This is a genomic window from Aliamphritea hakodatensis (assembly GCF_024347195.1).
In the GTDB taxonomy this organism is placed as follows: Bacteria; Pseudomonadota; Gammaproteobacteria; order Pseudomonadales; family Balneatricaceae; genus Amphritea; species Amphritea hakodatensis.
This window is the reverse complement of record NZ_AP025281.1, coordinates 4,142,885-4,161,303: the sequence shown is the minus strand read 5'-3', so window position 1 is coordinate 4,161,303 and position 18,419 is coordinate 4,142,885. Positions and strand designations below refer to the sequence as shown.

The following is an 18,419-nucleotide window of genomic DNA, read 5'->3' as shown; positions in this document are numbered from 1 at the left end:
AATAGAAATAAATACAAGGATCCGTAAAAATGGCTTATATCTTTACATTACAACAACAAGAAACGATTGAAGCTTTGAAACTGGCAGTAGAGACTGACTCTAATCGAAATTATTCTGAAGTGTATCAGTATATCGCTGATATATTATTTCATCGTGAGGAAATGTTAAGCGGCAGTGGTAATCATGTAGTTTATGGACCTTCATTGGCGGATCAGGATCCGGCTATTCGTGAAGTGGCGCTCTGGTTTGCAGGTGCAGCACAGGTTAATGCTGGCGAAGGTGCTTTTTCTGTATTGATTCGAGAGTATACGGATTATCAGTTGCAATTGCGTAATCCGAATTGGACGACTCTTTCTTCTGAGCAGCAAAAAAGTTTAATGCAGGCAGCATCAAACAGGGTCGCGGAAAATGCTTTAGAAGATTTAATAAATAATAGGAATTGGGAGTTACCTACTTTAGATTCCATTGCGAAAGAAGATGCAGTTGGTACCGGTGAGATACTTTTCGATTACCTGGATGTAACCGATTCTGCACATTCGAAAGCTCAAAATAGTGCTTGGTCGGGCGCTCTGCTGTTTTCCATGCTGGATGCTACTGATACTCCATCTAGTGAGCAAAGCTGGCGTTTATTGGGGACTGAGTCAGATAGCCAGCTAGATACTCTTGCTGATTTCAGAGATGTAATTTTTGCCTACACATCATTTATTTATGCATTTAATAAAATGTCAGTAGCTGGATCTATTTTTGATGGTAGCGATGATATAAGTATTGGGTTACAAACTTATATCGCAGACCCTTTTTTTGCTGGACCAACTGCGGAATCAGTATTAGATAACATGACTAATGGTGATGCTGCTGATAGTGCTATTGATTTTATACGGTATCATGGGCCTGAATTCCTGTTGTCGAAGTTAGCTGCTTTAATGGGTGTTGAATTTACGGCATCAACGTCACCAGAAAGTCTTGCGCAGCAGGCTCAATTCTTATTCACCCATATTACTTCGAATGATCAACTATCGTTGTCGTTTAAAAGACTAGAAGGAAGTGAAGACTTTGCCGTGTTAGCACAACAAAATAATGAAGAAGGACAGGCGTATCGATACGCCTTAGTCAATCTTCTGCCTTTTGTCGTTACCGGAAACTCCAGTCTTTATTCTCAGCATAATCAAAACGGCGAGCTGGATCTGGAGAGCTTTGCGGCAGAATATCTTGATGATCGTGCTCAAATGCTCGAAGGTTATCTTGCGATTAAAAAAGCAGGAACAAATTTTGTACCTACCAATTCTGATATCTCATGGGCTAATGATTCAATATTGTTCCATGATCTTGATACAGGTATTTATTTTTCAACATGGTCTGCGAGATCTGATTTTAGCCCTAGTCTTTCATATCCCTCTGAAGGTTCTGGAGTACAAAGAAAAATTTTTGGTAGTAAAGAAAATTCTAATATTTTAACGGGTGCTGAAAAAGATGATCACCTTTATGGTGGCACTGTTGATGACACCCTAATTGGAAAAGAAGGAGCTGATAAGCTATACGGTGGTGACGGAATTGATAGATTATTTAGTTCTGATGAGCTAAATGTAGATGATAATGCTGTTGATGTTTTAGCTGGCGGGAAAGGCGATGATATTTACTATATGGCTGGCGGTGATATTGCTAAAGACACCGAAGGTAATGATGTTTACATCATTAATTCAGAATCAGCAAATGGCCAAAGAATCGTTATTGAAGATACTAATAATGTAGGTTCGATAATACTTAATAATGAACGTGTTACTTATGCTGTTAGTAAGTCAAATTCAGATAACTCTTGGTTGTTTAGTACGAATACTCTTAGCCTTTTAGGAACCTCTCTTATTATCACTGATTCCTATGGTAACGAAGTTGAGATTAAAAACTTCAGTAGCGGTGACTTAGGCATTACTCTTGACATAGAGATTGATAACACCCCAGAAGATATCATCATTGAAAATACTTATACAGGTGATAACTCAAGCCCGACAGCGGACTACATTAGGGCAAGTGATAATAATGACAAAGTCGTTTCTGGCGATTTGAATGATACTGTTTTATCTCTTCAAGGAGATGACATAGTAGAAGCTGGTGATGGCAATGACTTCGTTGATGGGTTTACAGGTGATGACCAGCTCTATGGTGAGGCGGGAAATGATCATATTTTCGGTGGTTTAGGAAAGGATACGATTTACGGTGGTGTTGGTAATGATCGCATTATCTTAGATCTTAATGATGGTCACAGAGGTTCTGGAGAAGAGTTTGCTGATGGTGGTGAGGGTGACGACTGGATCAGTGGTGGCGCAGGTAAAGATGTTATCTATGGAGGTACTGGTGACAATAATCTGTTCGGTGGGTCTGGAGCGGATATTATCAAAGCCGGTGATGGTGATGACGTTATTAGTGGCGATGGTTACGCCATATTATCAAGCGGCGAAGGGAAAATTTCTGGAAGATTGCAAACAGACTATACCGACCTCACTGACAATTATAACGATCAGATTGATGCGGGGGATGGTAATAATGAAGTTTTTGGTGGTGCAGGAGCCGATGTAATAACAACGGGGGCCGGTAATGATGCAATCCATGCTGATAAAGAAGATGCAAGCTTATATGGAGGCACGTACAGCGTTGATTTTGCTACTTTAGCAGAGGTTCTTCATGGTAACGATACTATCAATTCTGGTGCGGGCAATGACGAAATTCTTGCTGGCGGTGGTAATGACTTTGTAAATGCCGGAGATGGTGATGACACCGTATGGGGGGATGACTTCGCAGAAGTTACTTCCGGCGGTAACGATATTATTTACGCAGGTTCGGGTCGTGATCTTGTTTATGGCGGTAAGAAAAGTGACCATATTTATGGCGGTTCCGGAAATGATTCTTTGTATGGAAATGAAGGGTCTGATTTCATTTATGCTGGTACAGAAAATGATGTTGTTCACGGTAATGAAGGCTCAGACTTCTTATACGGTGAGGCGGGAGACGATACTCTTGAGGGGCACGATGGTAATGATTTATTAGTAGGTGGTAGAGGGGTTGATCATCTGAATGGCGGTGCAGGGCGTGATACTTATCGCTTTGAACGTGGCGATGCGGTTGTTATTAATGACATTTCAGACAATATTATTGATACAGCAGGTGAAGGAAACAAAATAATTTTTGGTGCTGGAATAGATGTTAATGATATTAATATAAAGGTTTTTGGAAACGACCTTTACCTTACATATTTTGATGAAGGTTTACTTATTTCTGATGGTTTTAAAGGAGTTATTGACAGTTATTTATTTGACTCCTCTGGAATTACCTTTTCTTACCGTGAGCTTTTTAGTAAGCGTCATACCGATTTTTTTAGTATTTCGGGCACAAGCGAAGCTGATGATTTATTTGGTGGTGCAGGATCTAGTTTATTACGGGGGGGAGATGGTAATGACACTCTATCGTCAGGCCATGGTCAAGGTGAATTATTAGGCGAAGGGGGGGATGACTTACTTGTTGGTAATATTGCTGATGATTCACTTCATGGTGGTATGGGTAATGATTTTTTAAAGGGTGGAGATGGTAATGACACCCTTAATGGAGGAGAAGGTAGTGATGTTTACTTCTTTGACTCGGGTTTTGGGCATGATGTTATTAATAACGATGACATGACTGACAGTATTGATGTGATTCTCTTTGGGAAAAACATTTTGCCCGATGCTGTTGTTGCAAGCCGTGTTAATGATGATCTAAGGCTGCAGGTAGATGATGATTCCATCACAGTTTTAGGCTTTTTCAGTGCATCAATGCAAAATAATCAAGTTATTAATGAAGTACGTTTCTCAAATGGAGTTATCTGGAGTACGGCGCAAATTGGCGCCATGATATTACAAGGCTCAGAAGCAGACGATACCTTGAATGGCTATTTTGGTGATGATCATCTTTCTGGTTCAGGTGGTAATGATTCATTAAAAGGTTTTGCTGGAAACGACGTGTTAGAAGGGGGCGCAGGAAGCGACAACCTCTCAGGTGGTGAAGGAAGCGACAGTTATCATTTTAGCCTCGGTTTCGGTCATGATGTCATTAATAATGAGGATTCGCTAAGTGACAGTGTAGATCGCATTGTATTTGATGAATCGATTGCACCTTCTGACGTTTCTCTCAGTCGCGCTAATAATGATCTGGTCATTAAAGTTGCTACGGACCAGATTAACGTGACTAACTTCTTTTTATCATCGATGAGGAGTGATTATTTATTAGATGAAATTCAGTTTAGCGATGGTACCCGTTGGGGTAGTCAGGACATTGCTCAGATTGTACTGACTCCAACGGACAATAATGATGAGCTTCATGGTTATGATACGAATGATGTGATTGCTGGAGCAGCAGGTGATGATGATATATACGGACACGAAGGCAATGACACTTTGCGTGGTGATGCAGGCGCGGACGTTTTATATGGTGGTGCAGGTCAAGACTCACTAGAAGGTGGTGAAGATAACGATACTCTTTATGGTGGTGCCGATGCGGATCAGCTTTACGGTAATGAAGGTGATGACCGTTTAGAAGGTGATAGTGGAAATGATGAGCTTGATGGTGGAGAGGGGCGGGATCACCTCGTCGGCGGTGATGGTGACGATACGCTTCGAGGCGGTTTAGGGAATGACATTCTAGCCGGGGGGACAGGTAACAACACCTTCTTTTATGCTAAGGGCGATGGGCGTGACTCAATTTTCAACGCTCACGAGGGACAGAGTACGCTTATCCTGTCCGGCATTGCTTTATCAGAGGTGCAAATCAGACGTTCATCAACAAGCATGGTTCTTAGCTTCTTAGGCTCCCCAGGTGATCAGATCGACTTAAGGAATATGTTCTCAGGGTTGTCGAATACGACTTACATGCCACAAAGTGGGCTTTCTATTAGTTTAGATAATCAGCCTCCAATTTACTTCTCGCCAGAAGTCTTAGCTGATTTGATGGTAAAAGGTTCTGTGAACGATGATGATATTGACGGTACTTCACTCAGCGATCATGCAGAAGGTTTTGCTGGCAATGACGTTATCAGCACTGGTGATGGAGATGATATTCTTGATGGTGGTACTGGCAATGATTCATTAAGTGGGGGTGATGGAAATGATCACCTGATCGGAGCAAACGGGGAAGACCGCTTATATGGCGGTAATGATGATGACCGTCTTGATGGCGGTGACGGAAATGATGGCCTTGTTGGCGATAGAGGCAATGATTCACTGAACGGTGGGGGAGGTGATGATTTACTCAGCGGGGGCCGGGGTGACGATCAATATTATATCGCTGCCTCTGATGGTAATGATCAGATAGATGATGACTCGGGACTTGATCAGCTTATTTTTTCTGATGTTTTGCCAACAGATCTTTTGTTACGTAGAGATGGATTTAACTTAGTGGTAAGGAATACGGCTAGTGGTTCGGTGATTAATATCTCTGAGCAATTTACCGATATAGCCGGTCAGCCAGGAGCTAAAGCAATAGAGTCTTTTGTGTTTTCTGATAATACAGTTTGGTCATTTGATGATATCGCCGTTGCTGCTACAGCAGGCACATCGGCTAATGATGTTATCCACGCCCATGCCACTTCAGACATCATTGATGCTGGTGATGGAAATGATGAAGTCTTTAGTGGTGGTGGTGATGATACTGTCCGTGGAGGAAAAGGGAATGATACTCTTCATGGTGAGTCAGGAAATGACAAATTGTACGGTGGTGATAATAACGACATTTTGATTGCCGGTGATGGCGATGATTACCTTCAAGGTGATGGTGGTAAAGACGAGCTTCAGGGTGGGGATGGCAATGACACTCTGAAAGGAAACGGCGGCTCAGATAAGCTTTATGGAGGTAGTGGCGATGACAAACTTTATGGAGGAGGGGGTAATGATGAACTTTACGCCCAGTGGGGAGATGACAAACTGTACGGCGGTAATGGCCACGATATTCTAAATGGAAATTTAGGCGGAGTAGACCAGCGTCTTTTTGGTCAGGAGGGGAATGATACTCTTGTTGGACAAGGAAAACTCTATGGTGGTAATGGTGATGATGTTATTCAAGGTATTGGTTTATTAAGCGGTGATGCTGGTAACGATACGTTAACTGTTCGACAGGATTACACTAACGGCAATAATATTAACAGTTTGTTCGGTGGTGATGGAGACGACACGCTGATAGCCAGCGAACAAACATGGGGTAACGTGTCCGTTGAGCTAACAGGAGGCAAAGGTAATGATTTGCTATTTGGTTCTTATGCTGATGATACGTATTACTTCAATCTGGGTGACGGCTCTGATCGTATCATTGAAACGCGAAACGGTGGGAGTTATAGCAATATAACCCCTTCCAATGACCGTTTAATCTTTGGTGCGGGCATAACGTCTACAATGCTTTCTGCAGAAAGACAGAGTAATGATTTACTTCTTAAAGTCGGAGATTCGGATGATAGCATTCTTATTGAACGTTGGTTCCAAGAGTCTACAGATCATTTCAAATTAAACCAGTTTGTTTTTGACGATGGCACTGTGCTTACTGATGCTGATATCGAAAATATTGCTGTAACGATTGGTACTGCTATGGGAGATTCGCTCTTAGGTTACCGTCAACTTGATGAAGTCATTCAGGCAGGAGAAGGTGATGATCAGGTCTGGGGGCGTGCCGGTAACGATCAACTGTATGGTGATGATGGTAATGACATCCTTGACGGGGGGGATGGTAATGACAGCCTTGATGGCGGTGCAGGAAATGACCAGCTAAAAGGTGGTCTCGGCGATGATGTTTATATTACTGGCAGTGGTAACGATACTATTGTTATTGATGCTAATGGTGGCCATGACACGATAGATGTTAAAGCCGGTGGTTCTAACGGCATTATCTTTGGTGCTGGCCTTACTGCTGACCGTCTCGACTTTAGCCAGGAGGGTGATGATTTACTTATTAAAGTTGATGATGGCAGTACTCAAACTATCCGTGTGACAGATCACTTTTTAGGTGGAGAAGCTGCTATCGATTGGCTACGCCCTTCAGGTTCAAATGCTTTAACGGCATCTCAGATTAATCAACTTATTATCGATGCCGCTAACGGTAATGAAGGAAATGAAGGTTCAGGTGACGAAGGTTCTGGTAATGGAACTACTGGCAATTTTGACACTGTGGTTGTTGGTTCTACCGCTGGTGAACAGTTATTAGGAACCAACGGTACGAACCTGATTCAGGGCCTTGATGGTAACGATCAGATCTTTGGTTTTGCCGGTAATGATCAGTTAGAAGGCGGCAGTGGTGATGACCGTTTATACGGTGGTAACGGTTCTCGCACGAACTCTGGTGATGATGTTCTGATTGGCGGTGAGGGTAACGACATTCTGGTGGGTGAAGATGGTAATGACCGTCTTGAAGGTGGTGCCGGCAACGATCATTACTATTACTACGCAGGTACCGGTAAAGATGAAATCATTGATGCTGAAGATGGCCAGGATATTCTCTTCTTTAATGACGTAGCACCTGACCGGCTTAGCTACCATCAGGACGGTAGCGATTTGATCGTACTGGTGGATGGTGATCTTGAACAGCAAGTACGGGTTAAAGATCACTTCCTGGGTGGTAATCATGAAATTATGGTTCAGCCTAATGGCGGCTACACGCAAACGGCAGCAGCCATTGCTAATCAGCTAACGGCCTTACCTGGTACAGATAACTCCTCCGGAGAAGATCCTGATACAGGTTCAGGAACCGATACCGGCAATGGTGATACGGGAACTGACGGCGGTGATGGCAATAGCCAACCGGGAGATACTTCACAACCGGCAGAGCCTGGTACTGATCTGTCAGGTGATGACACTGTCACAGGTACCGCTAATGCAGAGGTGTTGGTATCCGGTTCCGGAAATGACACTTTATCCGGGTTAGCCGGTAATGACCGTCTTATAGGCGGTACTGGAGATGATGTATACATCATCGGGGCTGCCAACGGGCTGGATACGGTGATTGATTCTGAAGGCCAGAACATAATCCGTTTCGTTGATGGTATTGGTTTTAATGATGTTGCCAGTGGTCTGGTGAAATCCGGTAACGATTTGATTCTGCGAATCTCAGGATCTGCCACCAATCAGGTGCGAATCGCAAATTTCTTCACTGTTGCGAACACTATCGAAAAGCTGGAGTTTGAAGTGGGTGGCCAGATAACTGCCGCTCAACTGTACGGTGCCTTTGGCAGTGCAGCGCCAACAGCAACGCTTACCTCGGGTGAACTAATGTTTGGTGATGGACAGGCTAATACACTGACAGGTGATACTGCAAATGACATGCTGTTCGGAGGGCGTGGTGACGATACGCTTCAGGGCAATGCCGGTGACGACCAGTTGTTTGGTGGTGCAGGTGATGATGTATACCTGATCGGCGCTTCGCACGGTAAGGACACCATCATTGATACTGAAGGAACGAATATCATTCGTTTTATCGATGGTATTGGTTTTAATGATGTTGCCAGTGGCCTGATGAAATCCGGTAACGATTTGATCCTGCGTGTTGGCAGTGGAGGCGATCAGGTTAAGATAGAGAGCTTCTTCAGTGTGGCGAATACTATTAATAAACTGGAGTTTGAAACTGGCGGGCAAATTACTGCTGCTCAGTTATATGGCGTATTTGGTGCAGCAGCACCAACGGCCACAACGATTACCTATGATGCCCTTACTGGCGTTATTACCGGTACCGCCGGGAATGACACCCTGAATGGCAGCGATGGTAATGATCAGCTCTCAGGAAATGCCGGCAACGATACCTTAGACGGCGGTGCTGGCGATGACCGTTATCTGTTTGGCAAAGATGACGGGCAGGATGTGATTGCTCAGAACGATGCTGATGGTAATGATACGCTGGTTTTCGACGGCAATATTGCAACAGATGAACTCTGGTTTAGCCGTCAGGGTGAAGATCTGCAAATCAATATTGCTGGTACGGATGATCAGGTTACCGTTGATAATTGGTATACAAATGATGGTGCGCAACTGGATGAGATTGAAGTTGGTTCATCCGTGTTGCGTAACAGTCAGGTTAACCAGTTGGTGAATGCCATGGCTGCATATAGCGTGCCTGAAGGGGATGGTGGTGTTATTGCCCAGTCTACCAAGGATGCATTGCAACCTGTACTGACTCAGGTTTGGGAAACCAGATAATTACTTGATTGTGGTAGAAAAGCCCGACTTCTGTCGGGTTTTTTTAGGTGTATCAATTCAGACTTGATCTGACAATTACCGATTTATTGGTAAGGTGACGTTGCTTCCAGGTTATTAATATAACGTAAGCATTTCTCTGCCTGTCCTTTTTGTATGAAACTGGCTATATCAATATGACACCAGCGCTGTTGCAGCGTATGTAATAACTGAATGACTGATCGGGTAAGTGGAATAATTTGATAGGGTAAAGAGGAACGATTTCGACTACCACTTTTCACATCGTCTAATGATGTTGGGTAGCCTTGTGCGGTGAGCCAGTCCGCGAGCTCCTGTTGTTTCATATCCTTTATTAAGCCATAAGCCTGTTGGCCGTACGCCCGCAGAAAAACGCGTTTTAACAAGCTGTCAGATCGCTCTCCATCCAGGAACTTGATACCACACCCGGTTTGGTAAGCTTGTTTCACTGCTAAATAATCTTGCCAGTGTTCCCAATCATCCAGCGTTTTTAGACAGTGTTTTCTTCTCCAGCCATCAAAAATCGCACGTACTTGCTTAAATTCTTCAAGATTGCACCAAGGTTTACTTTCAAATGCGATATGTTCAGTGCTTCGAACTTCCTGCATAACAGGATTGACAGGGCAACGTTTGAAATCGTATTCAAAATTGATTAGCCGTTTTTGCTGATGGCGAATTAAATCGGCGTCAGTCAGCCACTGTTCGCGCATTGAGATCAGAGAACTGTAAGTGTAGTTATCACCTGGAGCGCGATTAAGATACTTACTAACCATATGAGCATTCTGCTCAGCTTTGATTCCATCGGTATCCTTAGCCGATGTTGCAGGTGGTTTGTAACCTGCTTTAGCCAGCACGATATTTTCACCTACTGCGGACTTAGCGGTTAATTGGCCTCGAGTTTTCATGCCAATTAATTGTCGAACCTCATGCTTTTTCTCCAGCATGTGCTCGCCTTTATAGAGTAAATCGCAAATTTCTTGATAACGCTGGCATAAAGGACCTGAGGTGTCGATCTGGTCTAGGGGGATATTACAGATAAAACCATCGGTCGTGACATTTGTAACTATTTTATCGTCTGGAATTCTTGAGAGTAATTCACCAATCACCGCCCGCACAAAGGACGTTGTATGACCAGCGAATTGTGGACTTGAAATAGCGCTCTCACCGATTTTTTTACTTAACCCTGTTTTAGCATCAAAGCCCGTTTTGTTTTGCAACCCTTGATATGTTTTACCATAACAATTGTTGCCAACAGCTTTGACAAGTTTTTCATAAAAAGAATTACCTTGGTTTTTATAATGAGCACGTCGGTCCCTTACCCACTGTACAAAGGGCTGAAAAATTCTCACAGCGGTTGTTTTCCACGGATAAATAACACCGTGCTTAATGGTCATTTTACAACCAAGGCTGTGGGCTAAGGCTATTTCAGGCGCGCCGCAGTAAGATTCGCCTTGTAGTGGGAATATTTTGCCTTTATCTCCAGCATCAACGGGGAGGCATGGAAAACGGACATGCTGCGGAAAATGAAATTTAACGTAGGCAAACCCCATAACATGCCCAAGATAATCATCAACAGCGGTTGATACGAAGGCGGCTTCATAATCGATAGGATGAATATCACACATACCGCGTGTGTAAGCACCTCGCAAGTCTATATCTACCCAGTTATCAACAGGCGTTGGGCCTTTGTAATAAGCTTCGTTTCTGCCACCGGCGCAGCAGTCAATAACGAAGGGACGGAAGAACTTATTGTCAGGTGTGAATACCTTCGTTGTACGCTTTTGAGTACGGTTTTTTTTCACATGCCAGTATTCTTCTTGCTCATACGACACGCCAAAAAGTGCTGCGTAATCTAAGCCGTCCTGATGTTGTAACGTTTTCAGAAAACAGGCAGTTGCGGCTGAGCTTAAAGTAGCGGGAAGATTATTTAACCCAAGCTCGTTCCTGGCAAAGTCGTGCATAGCCAGCCCATATTCACATGCGATTTCAGCATCACGCAGTGCATATTCTTCAAATCCTTCCGGATCTGCTGCTAGGTATTCTTCCATTCGTTCAATGCTGAAAGGCTTCGGTATTTCCCGCTTTGGAATATCGAGCATGTCTCCCACGGTTGCCAAGCTAGCATATCCAGGAGTTAACAGCAGTGTGTCCACGAATCGGACCAAACACCTTAACCGTTTATTACCTTTGCTTTTCAGTACGATTGGATCAGCTTTAAAGCGCCTGCTGTTAACTACATCAATATCAATTCCGTAAGGTTTCGTCAGGCTTGTAAAGCTTCCACCAACAGAATCTGCTTCGGTTTTGAAATCAAAGAAATCTTTAAAACTGCCTAAATCAGCGCGTATAAAATGCGCATACAAAAATATTCCAGAAGGGGCTTCATCAATCACGCCTTCTTGCAACGCGCTATTTACAACATTGCTAATGAAGCTTGCAAACGTAGGTCTGTCACTCTTTTTAGGGCCTTTAGGATAGTATATGTACGTAAAAGTCTGCTGCCCGTGACGGACGTAAGCCTGGAGGCTGAGTACTTTAATGTGAGCTTTTTCATTAACCAATACTTCGGTGAACTCAGAGTCAAAGCCGATATGTATGACAGGGCCAGTCGCTTCGCTGATCATCCCTTCCATTGAATTACTTACAACAAAGGCATGCAGATCGAGCTCTATTTCCCGTGTTAATGACATTTCAGGCATTTGCTGAGCAGACTGCATTGCCTGAGATATATTGGTATATATTTCTTCATCTGCGAACGTTTCAGCAATGTTTAATGAGTGAAGTGGCGTTAACTCGCTGATATCAGGGGCTGATAACGTCAAGCGGTTCTCTGGTAATGTATAAGGAAAGTCATGCATCGTAATTCATCTCAAAAAAAAAGCTTCCAGACAGGAAGCTTTGGTTTCTTTTAAATAATGTTTTTAAGCCGCTTTGCTATCTTTTTTAACGTCATTCGCTACGGCTTCATCGCTATTGGCAGTGGTTGAAGGATGAGCTACAGCCACTTCATCAGCAGTCTTGATACGTAAAGCGTCCCAGTTAATTTGATACGGTTTTCTAGGATTCGTAGAGTTGACTGCTTTAAGCAGTTCGACGATTACATCATTTATATCGGTGTAATCTTCATCGGATAACCAGAACACGGGTTTACCTTCAGCATCAGAGATAACGGCGGCTTTCCCGTCATGAGAGGGGGATATGCCACCTACATAATCAGTGGCAATGAACCCTCCCTCAGGCAAGCAGATGCGTATTTGCTTATCAGGGCATTTTAAAGCTGCGTCAGTGACCATTTTTAACAGCCGCTGGCCTTCTTCAGGGTTGGCTTCTTTAATGTACAGCTTGCCCTTCCCTTGATGGTCAGCACCATAGAGGCAACTGGCTTTACCGGGGAAGTACTGAGCAAAGGCCAGTTGTTCAAGACGCACGCCAGCACGGTTATCAATGTTAAACAGAGGTGATTGAGACATAGTGTTACTTCCTACAGGTTGTTCTGGCTTGCGCCATGGGTTGATATTTGGGATTGCTCCCAGGCTTCGATTTCAGCAAGAGGAAAGCGGATTTGCTTACCAATGCGGATAAACGCTGGAAGCTGAGCAGGAGTACGCGTAATTTGAGCACTGACAGTGCTTGGATTTAGTGCGTACCGCTCAGCAAATTGTTTTATGGTGAGTACTTGTACCGTCATGATGTTTACCCTTAGTTATCATCAGGAGTGTTGAATAGGTCACCGAACAGCGCGTGCACAGTTCTTTCACTTGCAATAGAAAGCTGTTCGGGGATGTGATGGGTATAACGCTCAGTGGTGGTGGCGTTCTTATGATTGAGAAGCTGTTGAGTAGCTCGTAGGTCGCCGTTAACCGCGTTACACTTACTGCCGAAACTTCTACGAGTATCGTGTAACCAATACTCAGGTAGCATTCCTGCCGTGCCTGCTTCCGCCATTACTTCAGCGCGAATCTTGTTGAATGATGCTCGCGGATAAGCAATATAACCTTCTGCACGCAGAGCCGACGGAAAGATGAATTCATTAATCTGCCATTGCGTACACTGCTTTAAGATGTGACGAGCAGCGCTGTTCAATGGATAGGTTGCATCATCGCCGTTTTTTGAGTCAGGTATAATGACGCTTAACCCGTCAGGCTGGATATCGCACCACCGCATTCGCATTGCTTCACCAATACGGCAGCCAAGAGCACAGGCTAAAACTTGGCAGTGGCCTTGGGGGGTATTCAGGGATAATGCTTTCTGAACATGCAGTTGCATTTCCGTATCAGTAAGTGTCCGCTTACGGGTATTTCTTTCTTTAAGCAGCTTAATTCCCATGCACGGATTTACGTCCAGTAAACCTTCGTCACAAAGAATATGTAAGTCTTTCCGATAACGGTTAAAAATACGATTAACAGTAGCAGTTGATCGGCCAGTTTTAGCTGCATTCATTACTGCTAATGCTGTAACCTTCACGTGCTTGTTCACCGCTATATCACCGACACGCTGACCATCTTTTAAAACTAGGTTATGCAGTACTTTCTGCCTGGACCTAGCACCTTTCGAGTCTTTTAAGTCGTCGATATATCTAGAAACATATAATTCCGTTGCTTCTTCAAGACTAATATCTGTCACTGATACACTTTTTTGATTACGACGCAGGTGAATATCTTCATCTACTCGTTTAAGCGCAGCCCGAATAGGAACTCCGCGGCAGCTGGTAAAGCAAATTCTTTTACCGTTGACTGATATCCGCGCACCATAAGAATCTTCTTCCACACCTCGCCATAAGCGCTTACGCGGATGATCCTCAATACGGTATTCAATTGCTGACTGCCCTCGGATAGGGCGTGGCAATACGTCGATTGCTTTTTGGTTTGGTTTTACTATATTCGCCATTTTCTTTTACTCGGTCTGTAAAGTTTTACAGTCGTATAAAACGATTACTGTCTCTTCACCCCCTATATATAAACGCTATTTTTGAAGAGACAACGTAGGCAGTTTTTAGGTGGAGTTGGTGAATATTGTTATAGCTAGCAACGGATGATTAATGCTTCAGGAAGCCGCTGTAAGGCGAAATTTGATCGTTGGAATTAAAATTCGACTTGTAATATATCTACGCAAAAAAAAAGGGCCGTAAAATGCTTCTAAGAGGCGTCTATATTTTTTTCGAATAAAAAATTAAATTTTTATGCCTTTAGGCGGTGGGTTGAGGGTGCATGACATAAGTAGGCTGTGTATACCCAATACGCTATTTGTCACTTTTTTATAACTTATTGATTTTTGGTGGTTTATTTGTAGTTCAACGTTGCAGGTCAGAAGTCTCCACAAAGGATTTAAAATATTTCGCAAGTTTTTAGGAAAAAAGAAAGCAAAAGGTATAGTGCACTGCGCTCGCTAGCGCGATGCTCGTGAGAAAAAAAGAAGGCGGAGCTGCTGGCGCAGCTCCGGTTCATTTTTAGGATTTTTCTGGTACTAAGCACCTGTTACTCACTTAGCTATCTAAAGTGACACACACTTCAAATACATCCATCTCATAATAGCTAATGAAATTAGCTTCAAACATCTGATAGAAGTCGCCAACTTCAGAAATAGACATGACTTTATAGTGCCGCACTTCACAAATACCTTGGCTAACATCGAAGTCTATCTCTTTCGCCAGTTCAGCGTCCTGGCCTTTGCCGACATATGAGAAGTCTGTGATGTATGCCACTTGGTAATGTTCAGCATTACGGGTCAGTCTTACTTCCACAGGATGGTAGCCACCTTCCTCAGCAGAGTAAGTGGGGTCACGAAAGTTAAATGTAATAGCCGTGTGTTCAGGTATTTGTTGGGCTGTGTACTTCTTAGAAATCTCAGCATTTAACAGCCTTGAGAAGCCTTCAGATACGGGCAGGGGACAGCCGTCCAGCTTTATTGGCAATCGCATAGTGTTTTACCTTGTAGGGTGTAGGGTTAGTGAGTGTTAATTTGCACGCGGTATGTGCGAGGTTATGGTGTAGAGGCAGGCGAACGCTGGAGTAATTGCTCAGCTACAGTTTCAAAATCATCAACCTGTAAGTGCAGGAATGCATTCTTTTCACTGGCTTTAGTCAGCGCTATATCTGGTGCTCTTAAAATCGCAGCCAGAAATGATGCGTTGTTGGATGATTTACCACGCATACAGGGTTTTAGCAGCGTTGATTTGAATGGTCGGTTAGCCTGAGTTGAGAGCGTTTCAATCACCACAGCCAGATCGATCCATTCTTTGGAATGCAGACCACCGCCGTCATTACCGCTGATGCGCAGATACAACTTCTGGTCGTTGATGTTTTGTGCAAGCTGATAGTAAATCTTACCTGTTGATGTAGGACTTAATTTATCAGCCAGGCCACGTTCAATGATGAGTGCATAGTCTGAGTTTACTGGATCTGCTATTCCAGAACCTTCAGTAGCTTCTGATGCTATGGGGATTACATTCGCCTCTGTTGAAATGTCATTTACGTTTTCTGTTTGGGGTGTTTCTTCTGTCGGCTGTTGATCAGCAAGTGCTGTTTCAGCTGTCTTTTTACGAGGTGACATCGTATTAATTCCTTCTGTTTAGGGTAAGAGGGGGACTGCGTTAAAGATCTTGATAGATTTGCTCTGCCTGAGCGTGATGGTGAGGCCAAACCTGAGAGTGCAATGCTTTCAACGCCGCTGTGATAACCGCCAGATCATCCAGGTAGCCAACGAGTGGCAATATATCGGGCATCGCGTCGATCGGATCAATGAGGTATACGAGTGCGCTGATAACGATCGCTTTGGCCCAGACAGGCACATCTGCATCGGTTAACAGGACATAAAGCAAAATGGCTTCATGCAAGATATCTTCAAGATGTGAGATGTCTTTTAGCTTGTTCCAGAAACTGTCGTGTGAGAATGACTCGGCAGGCGGGTTAGCCATGTCTTAGCTCCTTTATCAGTGGGTGTTTAGTTGGGATTAGCAGGTAAAAGCCAGCGCCATCATCATGAACAATGGCTAGAGACAGCTGATAGCCGTTGGGTAATTGATCTGCGAACTCGGAATAGGTCAGCGCAAATATCAGCTGTTGTTGTAGTTCTGTTGATAAATGCTGGCTTTCAAAGCAATCGTGATGATGAACAACCATTAGAGTTGTCGAGCAGTCCGCCCAAAATGCCTTAGCTTCTTCTTGATTACTGAAGGGGTCGAGTAAGCAGGATTTCAACTGTTTGCTAAGCTCAGGCGTTAGACCGAGATCATCACACACGGGCCATTGTCGGGTGATAAACATGTAAGGCTCCAGAAACGAAAAAGCCCCGATCATTTCTGACCGGGGCTGCTTTAAGAAAGGTACGTTGCATTGGCTGACTTACAACTGAACGTATCCTAAGGTGACGGCGGAGACGATGTCGCTGACGGTATTTGCAACGCCTTCAACAACGGCTTCAGCTGATAGAACAACCGCGCCGGGTATATTGGTGACGGTATCGATAGGGTTGAACAGAGTGCCTACTACTATGCCAACCATTGAGTAGCACACACCGATAACAACTTCGAACAGATCAATCACCACGCCAAGAAATGCATCAATGTATTGTGTGCTTTGCTCATTATCGTCGCGTTCTATCTGATAGCCGATATAACTCATTTCTTTAGTAATGAAGTTAGCTATGCTGGCAATGGCATAGGTGGCATGACTGGCACCGTCCCAAGTGAACAGGGTGAAATTACCGTTGCCATGATGCTTATAGGTGACAAAGTGATAGCCATTGGCATACACGCCCATCATGTAAGCCCGCTCCAGATTTTTATCACCCCAGTTAAACCAAGGACGTTCTTTGGCCCATGGCTTATCAACAGAGCGGTCCAGGTAATCATGCTCAAGGGTGTTGATCCAAATTGTATTGCCGTTACTACCGCCTCCGGATTGTTGCTGGATGATGTGTTGGGATTCACAGGTTGTCATTCGGGAGGATGTCAGGGCTTCTACCGGGTGACGAAGGGTACAGAAACCTTTACCAATGGTTTTAGTAAAGGCATGGGCGGGTGCGGTCAGCATCATGAAGAGCGTGGATGCGGCAAATGTAGCTTTTATTAAGCGGGTTAGGTTCATATAAATATCCTTATTGTTCGTCTTGCTGAATAAACGTATCCAGCGAAAGGGAGAGGTCTTTGAGAATTTGTTTCTTGATGGCTATCGGCGATAGCACTTGAATATGCGGCAACCAGTATTTGATGAGCGGTATGATCTGCGTGGCGTGTTGTATACGTGATGAGATGAGTAATCCACCACTATCCAGTTCGTGTAATAGCTTTTGCTCAGGCAGTAATGGACGGCGCTTGAAGTAACTAGCGATGTTCTGTTCTACCGATACGATGACTTCAAAGCTCTGAGCGCCGTACCAGATAGTGGTATTACGATTGATTTCATCCTGGATGATGGGGTCGATATTAAAGGCGGCTTTGAGGCTTTCAATGCCACGGATTGCTGCTACGACAAAAGACTTTAATCGGTCATCATGGACTGCTGCCAAATACCAAAGCCCTTTGTAGTTTACTAGCCGATAGGGGGCTACCTGTTCATAACTTTTCGCTTTATACGTGAATGCAATTAGGCAGGTTTGTCGTATAGCGGCTTCAAGCTGATTAAACTCTCTGAGAAACGTCTGGCTGTCTTCGTACGACATACCTTTGATCAGGTAAGGCGCAGTCTTGCTGCTGTCGAGCAAAGTGCCTAATAGCCTGTCATCCATGACGGGAAATAACCCGTCTATATCCAGTATTTGTGCAAAATGGCGTAAGTCGTGATTGCTGCGCTTGCCCAGTGCCGATGTCAGGCGATATCCGCCATCATCATGGGTAAGGGGCAGGTAGCCTAAACGCTGGTGGAGATCGCGCTGTATGGTGCGAGTCGAGACATTAAACTCAGCCGCCAGCGCGTCAATGTACAGCGTCGCACCTGAGTTCAGTTTGGTCAGTATTAGCCCAAGTCGCTGGCCAAGTTTATCGCGTGATTCCACAGTATTTAGCAGTGTCTGAAAAAAAGCTTGATTGTCTAACACGGCCCGGACAGGGCATGTCGTTTCAGAAAGTATTCCGCAAATAAACTGAAAGCACCGCCACTTCTGACATAGCGACGAGTAGTTGTCATTGTGATTAAAAAGTAACCGATAAGTACGACACAACCTGTCGTACCTATCGGAGTTTTAGTGGGGAATGGAGCCTTACACAGATCAACGAAC

The 18,419-nt window shown here is 44.1% G+C and carries 11 protein-coding genes; 1 reads left to right on the top strand and 10 read right to left on the bottom strand.

Annotation, left to right across the window (positions count from 1 at the left end; translation table 11 throughout):
• Positions 1 to 29: 29 nt before the first annotated feature.
• Entirely contained in the window at positions 30 to 9,191 is a 9,162-nt protein-coding gene (locus PCI15_RS19050; protein ID WP_271271490.1) for a calcium-binding protein, read from the top strand.
• An 83-nt stretch (positions 9,192 to 9,274) separates the two neighbouring features.
• On the opposite strand, the gene PCI15_RS19045 is transcribed toward PCI15_RS19050, so the two are convergent.
• The 10 genes from PCI15_RS19045 to PCI15_RS19000 form a co-directional block, all read right to left on the bottom strand.
• Positions 9,275 to 12,064: a DNA polymerase gene (locus PCI15_RS19045; RefSeq protein WP_271271489.1), complete on the bottom strand. Its 2,790-nt coding sequence runs from the start codon at positions 12,062 to 12,064 to the stop codon at positions 9,275 to 9,277.
• 63 nt (positions 12,065 to 12,127) lie between these two features.
• Positions 12,128 to 12,676, bottom strand: a complete 549-nt coding sequence (locus tag PCI15_RS19040; protein WP_271271488.1) for a hypothetical protein — start codon at positions 12,674 to 12,676, stop codon at positions 12,128 to 12,130.
• 11 nt (positions 12,677 to 12,687) lie between these two features.
• On the bottom strand, positions 12,688 to 12,894 hold the full coding sequence (locus PCI15_RS19035; RefSeq protein WP_271271487.1) for a helix-turn-helix transcriptional regulator: 207 nt from the start codon (positions 12,892 to 12,894) through the stop codon (positions 12,688 to 12,690).
• Positions 12,895 to 12,905: 11 nt separating this feature from the next.
• On the bottom strand, positions 12,906 to 14,093 hold the full coding sequence (locus PCI15_RS19030; protein ID WP_271271486.1) for a tyrosine-type recombinase/integrase: 1,188 nt from the start codon (positions 14,091 to 14,093) through the stop codon (positions 12,906 to 12,908).
• A 595-nt stretch (positions 14,094 to 14,688) separates the two neighbouring features.
• Positions 14,689 to 15,123 carry a DUF2787 family protein gene (locus tag PCI15_RS19025; RefSeq protein ID WP_271271485.1) on the bottom strand — a complete coding sequence of 145 codons (435 nt, stop codon included), beginning with the start codon at positions 15,121 to 15,123 and terminating at the stop codon, positions 14,689 to 14,691.
• Between the two features lie 62 nt (positions 15,124 to 15,185).
• Positions 15,186 to 15,755 (bottom strand): hypothetical protein, encoded by a 570-nt coding sequence (locus PCI15_RS19020; RefSeq protein WP_271271484.1) that lies wholly within the window; start codon positions 15,753 to 15,755, stop codon positions 15,186 to 15,188.
• 40 nt (positions 15,756 to 15,795) lie between these two features.
• Entirely contained in the window at positions 15,796 to 16,119 is a 324-nt protein-coding gene (locus tag PCI15_RS19015) for a YkvA family protein (protein WP_271271483.1), read from the bottom strand.
• Positions 16,112 to 16,468: a hypothetical protein gene (locus tag PCI15_RS19010; protein ID WP_271271482.1), complete on the bottom strand. Its 357-nt coding sequence runs from the start codon at positions 16,466 to 16,468 to the stop codon at positions 16,112 to 16,114. The genes PCI15_RS19015 and PCI15_RS19010 overlap by 8 nt, the downstream gene beginning before the upstream one ends.
• Before the next feature lie 78 nt (positions 16,469 to 16,546).
• Positions 16,547 to 17,290, bottom strand: a complete 744-nt coding sequence (locus tag PCI15_RS19005) for a hypothetical protein (RefSeq protein WP_271271481.1) — start codon at positions 17,288 to 17,290, stop codon at positions 16,547 to 16,549.
• Between the two features lie 10 nt (positions 17,291 to 17,300).
• Positions 17,301 to 18,197 (bottom strand): helix-turn-helix transcriptional regulator, encoded by an 897-nt coding sequence (locus PCI15_RS19000; RefSeq protein WP_271271480.1) that lies wholly within the window; start codon positions 18,195 to 18,197, stop codon positions 17,301 to 17,303.
• Positions 18,198 to 18,419 lie beyond the last annotated feature (222 nt).

Excerpts from the sequence above, each read along its gene's own strand:
- PCI15_RS19050 (WP_271271490.1), top strand. The coding sequence starts at position 30 with ATGGCTTATATCTTTACATTACAACAACAAGAAACGATTGAAGCTTTG.
- PCI15_RS19045 (WP_271271489.1), bottom strand. The coding sequence starts at position 12,064 with ATGCATGACTTTCCTTATACATTACCAGAGAACCGCTTGACGTTATCA.
- PCI15_RS19040 (WP_271271488.1), bottom strand. The coding sequence starts at position 12,676 with ATGTCTCAATCACCTCTGTTTAACATTGATAACCGTGCTGGCGTGCGT.
- PCI15_RS19035 (WP_271271487.1), bottom strand. The coding sequence starts at position 12,894 with ATGACGGTACAAGTACTCACCATAAAACAATTTGCTGAGCGGTACGCA.
- PCI15_RS19030 (WP_271271486.1), bottom strand. The coding sequence starts at position 14,093 with ATGGCGAATATAGTAAAACCAAACCAAAAAGCAATCGACGTATTGCCA.
- PCI15_RS19025 (WP_271271485.1), bottom strand. The coding sequence starts at position 15,123 with ATGCGATTGCCAATAAAGCTGGACGGCTGTCCCCTGCCCGTATCTGAA.
- PCI15_RS19020 (WP_271271484.1), bottom strand. The coding sequence starts at position 15,755 with ATGTCACCTCGTAAAAAGACAGCTGAAACAGCACTTGCTGATCAACAG.
- PCI15_RS19015 (WP_271271483.1), bottom strand. The coding sequence starts at position 16,119 with ATGGCTAACCCGCCTGCCGAGTCATTCTCACACGACAGTTTCTGGAAC.
- PCI15_RS19010 (WP_271271482.1), bottom strand. The coding sequence starts at position 16,468 with ATGTTTATCACCCGACAATGGCCCGTGTGTGATGATCTCGGTCTAACG.
- PCI15_RS19005 (WP_271271481.1), bottom strand. The coding sequence starts at position 17,290 with ATGAACCTAACCCGCTTAATAAAAGCTACATTTGCCGCATCCACGCTC.